Source organism: Micromonospora sp. MH33 (genome assembly GCF_003013775.1).
GTDB classification, from domain to species: domain Bacteria; phylum Actinomycetota; class Actinomycetes; order Mycobacteriales; family Micromonosporaceae; genus Micromonospora; species Micromonospora fulviviridis.
Window position 1 is genome coordinate 1 of record NZ_MUYZ01000349.1, and the last position, 6,516, is coordinate 6,516.

The 6,516-nt window shown below is 74.7% G+C and carries 5 protein-coding genes; 1 reads left to right on the forward strand and 4 read right to left on the reverse strand.

The window, feature by feature from the left end; all coding sequences use genetic code 11:
- The 4 genes from B0E53_RS31815 to B0E53_RS31830 all read right to left on the reverse strand — a co-directional run.
- On the reverse strand, positions 1 to 1,598 hold a 1,598-nt coding region (locus tag B0E53_RS31815; RefSeq protein WP_146167839.1), incomplete at its 3' end, for a polyketide synthase.
- A gap of 33 nt (positions 1,599 to 1,631) precedes the next feature.
- Entirely contained in the window at positions 1,632 to 2,621 is a 990-nt protein-coding gene (locus tag B0E53_RS31820) for an enediyne biosynthesis protein UnbU (protein WP_107079357.1), read from the reverse strand.
- 29 nt (positions 2,622 to 2,650) lie between these two features.
- Positions 2,651 to 4,549, reverse strand: a complete 1,899-nt coding sequence (locus B0E53_RS31825) for a CRTAC1 family protein (protein WP_107079358.1) — start codon at positions 4,547 to 4,549, stop codon at positions 2,651 to 2,653.
- Between the two features lie 53 nt (positions 4,550 to 4,602).
- Positions 4,603 to 5,589 carry a DUF1702 family protein gene (locus tag B0E53_RS31830; protein WP_168215460.1) on the reverse strand — a complete coding sequence of 329 codons (987 nt, stop codon included), beginning with the start codon at positions 5,587 to 5,589 and terminating at the stop codon, positions 4,603 to 4,605.
- A gap of 201 nt (positions 5,590 to 5,790) precedes the next feature.
- Between B0E53_RS31830 and B0E53_RS31835 the strand changes: the two genes are divergently transcribed.
- Positions 5,791 to 6,516: AfsR/SARP family transcriptional regulator (locus tag B0E53_RS31835; RefSeq protein ID WP_146167840.1), on the forward strand; the 726-nt coding region annotated here is incomplete at its 3' end.

Consider the following 6,516-nt stretch of genomic DNA (forward strand, 5'->3'; position numbering starts at 1 on the left):
ACGGCGGCCGCGAACCGGGCCGGGGCGTCCCCGCGGTGCGCGGCGGCGAGACCGGCGGCCAGGTCGGTCAGCTCGGGGCGGGACAGCGCGGTCGCCGCCGCCCGGACCCGGGTGAGCAGCCCGGTCAGCGCCGCCGCGTCCGGAGCCCCGCAGACCACCAGCTCGTGGTCGGGGTGCGGCCGGCTCAACCGCCGTACGTGCGCGCTGAGCGGCCGGGGCGCCGACGGAGCCGTGCCGCCGAGCACCACGTGGGTGTTGATCCCGCCGAAGCCCATCGCGCTGACCGAGGCGTACCGCTCGCCGGCCGGCCAGGGCCGGGCCTCGTCGGTGACCCGCAGCGCGCCACCCTCGGCGAGCAGCGGGTGGGGCCGGCGGCAGCCGGTGGTCGGCGGCAGCACCTCCCGGTGCACGGCCAGCACCGCCTTGATCAGCCCGGCCACCCCGGCCGCCGCCTTGGTGTGCCCGATGTTCGCCTTGATGCTGCCCAGCACCGCCGGGGACGCGGCCGGCCCGCGTACGCCGAGCAGCGCGCGCAGTTCCGCCTCGTCGCCGACGGCGGTGCCGGTGCCGTGCCCCTCCACGAGCCGGACCGCGCCCGGCTCGATGCCGGCCCGGTCGTACGCCCGGCGCAGCGCCAGCCGCTGCCCGCTCTCCTCCGGTCGGGTCAGCCCGCCGCTGCCGTCCGACGAGGAGGCCCAGCCGAGCAACCGCCCGTACGGGCGCAGCCCCCGCTCCCGCGCGTACCCGGCCCGGGCCAGCACCACCACGCCGCAGCCCTCGCCGGGCAGGAAGCCGGTGGGGCGGGCGTCGTACACCCGCATCTCGTCCCCGGCCAGCGCGCCGACCCGGGAGAAGCCGACCAGCTCCAGCGGGTCGAGGCTGAGGTCCACCCCGCCGGCCAGCGCCACGTCGAGCTGGCCGGCGGCCACCGCCTCCGCCGCGGTGATCACCGCGAGCAGGGAGGAGGCGCAGGCCCCGTCCACCGTGTAGCCGGTGCCGTGGAAGTCGAACTGGTTGCAGATCCGGCCGGCGATGGTGTTGGCCAGCGCGCCCGCCAGGGTCTCGTCGCCGGGCACCGGGAACGGCGCTTTGAACCGGTCCTCGATCCGGTCCAGCAGCGCCGCGACCTCGTCCGTCTCCAGGCCGCCGTCGACCAGGCCGGCGGCGACCGCCCGGCGCACGTACGGCCAGCGGATCCGCATGGCGGCGGCCCGGGAGAACTCGCCGGTCAGCGAGTTGCCGATGACCACGCCGACCCGGGACCGGTCGGTGCCGGACCCCTCCGGCAGGCCGGCGTCGACCAGGGCGTCCGCGGCGGTCTCCAGCGCCAGCCAGTGGGACAGGTCCACGGCCCGGAAGGTGCTGCCCGGGATCCGGAAGCGGGCCCGGTCGAAGCGCCACCCGTCCAGCACGGCGGCCCGGCGGACCGTGGTCCGGTCGGGGCCGTCGCCGCCGTACTCGGCCAGCGGCAGCCGGCCGGCCGGCATCGGCCGGAACGCCTGGCGCCGGTTGAGGACGTTCTCCCACAGCTGGGCCGGGTTGTCGGCCGCCGGGTAGCGGCAGGCCAGGCCCACGATCACCACGTCGTCGTCGACCATCACGGTCTCCTTGCTCGTACGAAAAAGGCGCGGTCAGCGGGCGGCGGGCACCGGCAACTGGCCCACGTCGACGGGGGCGGCGTCGGCGGGCGGGGCCCCGGCGGGCCGGTCCGCGCCCGGCGCGGGGATGCCGTTGGCCCGGTCGCGCAGGTTGGCGCCGAGGATCACCAGGGCGCGCAGCCCGCAGACGATGACCAGCGCGAAGAACAGGCCGAAGGTGATGTGGGCGAGCACCAGCAGCCCGTAGACGGCCGCCGTGGCCAGGCCGAACACCACCTGCCGGCGTGGGGCGGCCGGCGTCGTGCCCGGGTCGGTGATCATGTAGTTGGTGAAGAGGATGAACGCGATCCCGGTCATCGGCAGCAGCGCGGCGGCCAGGTGAGCGTCGAAGAACACCGAGCGCAGCACCGCCTGGAGGACGAAGCCGCCGGCCCAGCCCAGGATCAGTGGCAGCCGCCGGGTCAGCTTGCCGTTGAGCATGGTGCCGGCGGCCAGGATGACCAGCGGGATCACTACGTCGACCGGCCCGTCCACGTCCTCGCTGAAGTGGTACGGCGGGGCGATGCTGACCCAGCTGAACAGGATCAGCGTCACGCTGATGCCGAAGTTGCTCGGGTTGAGCACGTGCCGCAGGCTGCCGCGGACCCGCAGGCGGATGACGTACTTGCTGCTCACCGCGACCGCGGCGGCGAACATGGTGGGCGCCAGGCTCTGGTTGCCGTAGAGCAGCATGGCGCAGGCCAGGCCGGCGATGTGCGCGGGCAGCAGGAAGTTCAGCAGCGCCACCGGACCGCCCCGGTAGCGCTCGGGGCGTCCGGTGGTGCGCGCCTCGACGGTCTCCAGCAGCAGGTCCACCGCGTACGCGGTGAGCACCGCCACGACCGGCGTGACGTACGCCTGCTCGAAGCCGAGCAGCAGGTGCCCGATGATGTTGAAGACGGTGATGGACAGCGCGAACCGGCGCAGCGCCTTGATCCGTGGGTCCGGTCGGTTCGCCGTTCGGGGAGTGGCCTGTTCGGACACGGTCGACCTCCTGTGGCTCGACGGGTCGGCTACGCGGTCGGGGTGAGCACGAGGCTGTGCCACCCGGGATTCAGGGACCTGGTCATGGCGTGCTGGCCGGCGGCGTCGCGCCAGGTCACCGTGGCGGTGACCGGGCCGGACGAGTCGCCGAGCCCGAAGAGCAGGTCGGGGGAGTTGCCGCCGGTGTGACCGTTGGCGGGGTAGAGCTGGGCGGTCAGCGCGGTGCCGTCGGCCTTGCGCACCTGGACCGTCGCGCCGACCGCGGGCCGGGGCCGGGCGCCCGGGCCGGCGGCCGGGAGCAGCAGTCGCAGGCCGAGGTGGGCGCGGGCCGGGCCGGTGTTGTGCAGGAACTGCGACCGGGCCCACTGGTTGGCCACCACCAGGTCGAGCCGCCCGTCGTGGTCGACGTCGCCCACGGCCAGGCCGCGGGTGGTGGCGTGCTGCCGGAAGGTGAGCCGGTCGGAGACGTCCACGTACCGGCCGTCGTCGCCCCGGACGAAGAACGGGTTGCGCTGGTGCCCGGCGATGTCGTCGCCGTCGCGGAAGTTCGGCCAGGCGTACGGGTACTGGAGGAACACGTCGTTGCCCATGGCCAGCTCCTGGAGCTCGGCCCAGCGGTTCACCGTGCCGCGCAGGAAGCCCAGCGCCTGGACGATCTCGTCGGTGCCGTCGCCGTCGAAGTCGGCCGCCTTGATGTCCCAGGCCCAGCCGGTGCGGGCCAGGCCCAGCCGCTGGCTCTCGTCGCGGTAGGGGGCGTGGTCGGTGAGCGGGGCGGCGTCGGTGCTGACGAACGCGAAGTTGCTCTCCTGGAGCGCGTACGGGGTGGTGATGTTGCTGACCAGGATGTCCGGGCGCAGGTCGGCGTTGAGGTCGGTGAAGGTGACGCCCATGCTCTTGAACGAGTCGTTGCCGAGCACCTTGGACTTCGGCATGTCCGCGTCGCGCCGCCCGGGCAGCTCGGCGAACCGGATCCGGCCCGGCTGCGAAACGTTGTGCAGCAGGTAGTCGCGGCCGAAGTCGTTGGCCACGTACACCTCGGGCAGGTTGTCGCCGTCCAGGTCCTGGCCGCCGATGGCCAGGGTCCAGGAGCGGGCCTGCTCGTCGGTGAGCGCCGTGGAGGCGTCCGCGTACGCGGGGCGGGCCGGGCCGCCGGCGACGGGGGTCAGCCCGGTGAAGCGCAGGATCCGGTTGCGCCCGCCGTTGCGGGCCCAGGACATCGAGTCCTGCATCCGCATCCGCGGGTCGTCCTTCGCGGCCGCGTCGAGCACCCGCGCCCCGTCGGGGAAGTAGTTGCCGACCACGATGTCCAGGTGGCCGTCGCCGTCCAGGTCGAGCACGTTGGCGGTGGTGCTGTTCCACAGCTCGGTGGGGCGGTCGGTGACGTCGACGGCGGTGAACGCGGCCGGCCCGAACGGCACGTCGGCGCGTTGCAGCCAGGCCAGCGGTGCCCGTCCCCAGTAGTAGACCAGCACGTCGAGGCGGCCGTCCTCGTTGAGGTCGGCGGTCGCGCAGCCCATCGGCGCGGTGATCCGTGCGTCGTACGGCACCCCGGCGGGACGCAGCGGGAAGGCGGCGTAGCGGGCGGCCCGGTCCGGGGTCGGGGTGACGCTCACCGAGTCGTCCCGGGGGTCGACGAGGCAGGTGTCGTTGGGCAGGCCGTCCCCGTCGAGGTCGGCCAGCGCCGCCCCGGCGCCCACCGAGGAGATCCACGCCCGCAGGTGTTCCAGGGCGGGTTCCACGGTCCGCTGGGTGCGGGCACCGGCCGGATCGGCGTTCAGGTCGCCGACCTCGAAGGCGAACCGCCCGGCGAGCGCCCGGCGGTCGGCGGCGCTCGCGTCCGGCAGCCGGGAGGCCAGCCCGAGGGTGGTGGTGATGAGGACGGCCAGCAGCGGTGCGACGATCCTGCGGGCACGATGGGGACTGGGCATGGAGGCTCCTTGTCGCAGGTTCAGCGGTGGCGGAATCGGCGGGGGACGCCCGTTCAGCCGGCGACGTGCCGGGCGGCGAGCCGCTGGACGCGGGCGCGCCACTCGCCGTAGTCGGCCGGGGTGGCGCCGGCCCGGTCCAGGCCGTGCCGGGCCTGCCAGGTCCACTCTGCGGCGGTGTCCGCGGACACCCCGGTCAGGATCCGGGCGGCGGCGTCGACCGCCGGGCCGGCCGTGCCGTCCGCCCGGCGGGCCTCCGCCGCGAACGCGGCGCCCTGGGCGAGGGCCGGCCGGTGGTTGCCGGCGAGCCGGAGCAGCAGGGCGTGGTCGTCCGGGGGGACCCCGTTGGCGTACGTGGCGGCGAGGCCGACGCCGCTCCACACGTCGCCGCGGTGCGAGGCCGGCAGGCCGGTGATCCGCTCGGCCAGGGCGGCCGGGTCGCCGCAGTCGCGGAACCACAGGCAGCGGCCCAGCCCCTGGTAGCGGATGGCGCAGGTCGGATCGCAGGGCTTCCGGTGCCGGCGCCAGGCGGCGAGGGTCGGATCCTTGACGAAAAAGACCTTGAAAAAGCCATAGCCGTCGTACGCCAGCCAGCGGAGCAGGCCATTCTCCGACCCGAGGCGGCCGAGCCGCCCGAGCGCGCCGACCGAGACGGCGTCCAGCTTGGCCAGCGCCCAGCCCGCGCCGACGTGCAGCAGATAGTCGTGGCGCGGGTGCCCGCGCAACTGGGCGGCGAAGCGGCCGTGCCGGCGCGGGGACAGCCGGTCCAGCAGCACGGCGGACATGGCGCACCCCTCGGCGGCGAATCCACGCAGCTCGGCTGGGATTCCGTCCAGTGTGGTCGGCTGCCCGTACGGCGTGTCCAGGCCACGGTTGTAGCCGTCGAGGAAGGCGGTGGCGGCGCGTTCCAGGACGGCTCTCGTCTCGGGGCGGTCGGTCCGGAAGCCGCGGTTGGCGAAGTCCACCAGGTCCGGACTGAGGGCCAGCCGGCTCCGCCAGCCGCCGGGTTGGTGCACCCCGTCCCGTGTGAGCGTCGATGTCATGTGCTCCCCCTTGGTCTGCGCCCGGCACAAGTTCCACGCCGGGGGCGGCAAACATGAAGCAGCCTGACACGAGCGGTATGCAGCATTCTTGAAGCGCATATAGTGGGACGCTCACGCCCCGCAACGATCCATGTCTGGAAAGTGATCGCCGCAGTGCCTACGCTGCGGGGGAGACAGGCGACTGGAAGGATCACCGGTCCCGTGAAACGTCAGCTGTCGGTCACCGTGCTCGGCACGGTCCAGGTCCACGACGGCACCGCCCCGGTGGATCTCGGCCCGTCGAAGCAGCGCGCCCTGCTCGCCCTGCTGGCCCTCCAGGTGGGCGAGAACATCCCCGTCGGCACGCTCGCCCTGGCGCTGTGGGGCGACAACCCCCCACCCAGCGGCAGCCACCTCCTGCACACCTACGTGGCGCGGCTGCGGCGGGCGCTGGAACCCGGCTCCCCCCGGCACGGCCGGACCAACGTCATCGCCTCGTCGCCCCGGGCGTACCGGCTGCAGCTCTACGCCGACCAGGTCGACCTGACCCGGTTCCGCCGGCTCGCGGAGGCCGCCCGGGAGCTGGTCCGCCGCGACCGGCGGTCGGCCGCCTTCGAGCTGCTGGTCGCGGCCGTCAACATCTGGACCGACCCCGACCTCACCGACCTGCGGGCCCTGCTGCCCGGGGAGGAGGCGGTCGCCGCGCTGCGCCGCGAGTGGGTCAGCGCCTGCCTCGACCTGGTCACCCTCGGCCTCGAACTGGACCGGCCGGCCGAGGTGCTGGCCACCGCGGAGCACCTCGCCGCCGCCGAGCCGCTGCACGAGGCGGTGCAGGCGCGGCACCTCACCGTGCTGGCCCGCACCGGCCGGCGGGCGGCCGCCCTGGACCGGTTCGCCGGGATCCGCGCCCGGCTCGCCGCCGAGCTGGGCATCGAGCCGGGCCCGGAG